At 46.0% G+C, this 2,500-nt stretch carries 3 protein-coding genes (2 of these 3 running past the window's edge); all 3 read right to left on the minus strand.

The features are described 5' to 3' along the window. Window positions 1-1,624: the 5' portion of a DNA-directed RNA polymerase subunit beta gene (gene rpoB, locus LFX17_RS14845; protein WP_238747207.1), read on the minus strand. It extends 2,057 nt beyond the left edge of the window; 1,624 of the gene's 3,681 nt are visible here — the first part of the coding sequence; it begins with the start codon at window positions 1,622-1,624; its stop codon lies off the left edge, out of view. Between the two features lie 247 nt (window positions 1,625-1,871). Next, window positions 1,872-2,252, minus strand: coding sequence for a 50S ribosomal protein L7/L12 (gene rplL, locus LFX17_RS14850; protein ID WP_118955134.1), 381 nt, complete (start codon window positions 2,250-2,252; stop codon window positions 1,872-1,874). Window positions 2,253-2,302: 50 nt separating this feature from the next. Beyond that, window positions 2,303-2,500: the 3' end of a 50S ribosomal protein L10 gene (gene rplJ / locus LFX17_RS14855; protein WP_238747208.1), read on the minus strand. Its footprint extends 336 nt past the window's final position; only the last 198 of its 534 coding nucleotides appear in the window; the start codon falls outside the window, past its right edge — the gene reads right to left on this strand; the stop codon is at window positions 2,303-2,305.

Genomic DNA, 2,500 nt, shown 5'->3' on the forward strand with positions numbered 1-2,500 from the left:
CGGTTCTGTACGGAGTTTCTAAGAACCCGTAGTCGTTTACACGAGCATACGAAGACATGGAAAGAATCAAACCGATGTTCGGACCTTCCGGAGTTTCAATCGGACACATTCTACCGTAGTGAGAATAATGAACGTCACGCACTTCCATACCCGCTCTGTCTCTGGAAAGACCTCCGGGACCGAGTGCGTTCAATCTCCGTTTGTGAGTCAGTTCCGCGAGAGGATTTGTCTGATCCATAAACTGAGAAAGTTGAGAAGAACCGAAAAATTCGTTGATCACAGCCGTGATCGGTTTGATCGAAATGAGAAGTTGAGGAGTTTGTGTTTCGATCTCCTGAACCGTCATTCTTTCTTTGATTACTCTTTCAACACGGGAGAATCCGGTTTTGAGTTGGTTGGAGATCAACTCGCCCACGGAACGGATCCTTCTGTTGCCAAGGTGATCGATATCGTCCGGATAATAATTCTCGGTTTCGGAGAAAAGATTCAGGATGTAACGAACGGTTTCGATGATGTCCGCCGGTCTTAAAACGCGTGATTTTTCACCGGAGAATTCTTTCGGATTGTTGAACTCGAACTTGGAATTGATTTTGTAACGTCCCACGTCCCCGAGATCGAACGTTTTCGGAGAGAAGAAAAGACGGGTCAACTCAGTCGTTGCGTTTTCGATCGTGGAAGGTTCGCCTTGACGCATGAGAGAATGGAACTTAAGGATCGCGTCCTCATAGTCGTTCACTCCGTCTTTTTCCAAAGCGTTGATGAGAATCGGGTTATCTTTTCCTTTCGGGAATTCGATCAACTCGACTTCTTTTACCTTCATCTCTTTTAAGATGGAGATATTGTCTTCGTTGATTTTGGAACCGGCTTCGAGCATAACCTCTCCGGTTTCCATGTTGATGATGTCGTTGATAGTTCTTCTTCCGAGAATTTTTTTCAGATCCTTGGAAGTAGCGCCCGCGATTTTTTCCTTACGAGAACTGTAGAACAGACGAAGAACTTCTTCGTTGGTTCCGTGTCCCAGAGATTTGATGAGAAGAGTTGCGGGGAATTTTTTCTTTCTGTCGATCTTCGCGATCAGAATTCCCTTGTTGTCCATCTCGAATTCCAACCAAGATCCTCTGTAAGGAATCACTCTGGCGGAGAAGACGTCTCTTTCCATATCATAAGAAAAGAAAATACCGGGAGAACGGTGAAGCTGAGAAACGACGACGCGCTCCGCTCCGTTGATGATGAATGTTCCCTGCTCGGTCATCACGGGAAGATCTCCCATGTAAACCGTTTGTTCGCGGATTTCTCCGGTTTCCTTGATGATCAGTCGGATCACCGCTTTTAACGGCATCGCGAAAGTCGCGTCCGTATCCTTACATTCTTGCGGAGAACGTTTCGGTTCCCCGAGAATGTAATGACTGTATTCCATAATCATGTCGTTGTTGGGACTTTCAATAGGAAAGGTTTCCCGGAATACAGCTTCTAACCCTTGATGCTTTCTTTTGGTTTCGTCTTTGACGTCGGTTTGAAGAAACCAATCGAAAGAACGCTTCTGAATTTGAATCAAGTTAGGAAGGTAATCCAGATTCGTGATTTTTCCGAAATTTACCCGTTTTCTCTCTACTTGACCGTACATTCTTTGTGCTCCCTATCGATAAATGAAAAACTATGACCTGTATTCAATTGGTTGGATTCGTCCATCCCGCTTTTTGCAAAACGGAGAATTCCGACTCTCTCAGCCTAAGACATTTTCCCGGAAATGATACCAAATTTCTAAAAGGCTGTAAATACAATAGAACAAGGAGGTACCTGAAAACCAGGCCTCCTTGCCGTGAGTGAAAGGATTTTTGAAAGCTAGCGCTAACAGAGCTCTAACGAAACGATTAGCTCGCTTTGAGTTCAATCTGCGCGCCAACGCCCTCGAGTTTCTTTTTGAGGTCATCAGCTTCCGCTTTGGAAACGCCTTCTTTAACGGCTTTTCCACCAGCTTCAACGAGGTCTTTCGCCTCTTTCAATCCGAGTCCGGTGATCTCTCTTACGAGTTTGATCACTTCGATTTTTTTATCGCCAAATCCTTTTAGGATGACGTTGAAAGTAGAAGCTTCTTCAGCAGCCGCTCCGCCGGCAGCAGGCGCAGCCGCAGCAGCTACCGCAACTGGTGCTGCAGCAGAAATGCCGAATTTATCTTCCATTTTTTTCACGAGGTCTGCAGCCTCAACTAAGGTTAGTTTGCCAATTTGCTCTAATAGCGCTTCTGTAGACATTGTATGCTCCTTTGATTCCGTTTAGTCGTTTTGCTATTTTAAAAAATACGTTATGCGTTGTTCTTCTCTGCGGTCGCTTGGATCGCTCTTGCGAGAGACGCGATGATCTGGTTGATACCGGATGCGATCGTTCTTGCAGGTGCGTTGATTCCGCCGGCAATCTGAGCAAGAAGTTGTTCGCGGCTTGGAAGACCTGCGATCGCCTCTACTCCGTTTGCGTCCAGAACGGAACCGTCCATATAACCCGC

The organism is Leptospira sanjuanensis, from assembly GCF_022267375.1.
GTDB lineage: Bacteria > Spirochaetota > Leptospiria > Leptospirales > Leptospiraceae > Leptospira > Leptospira sanjuanensis.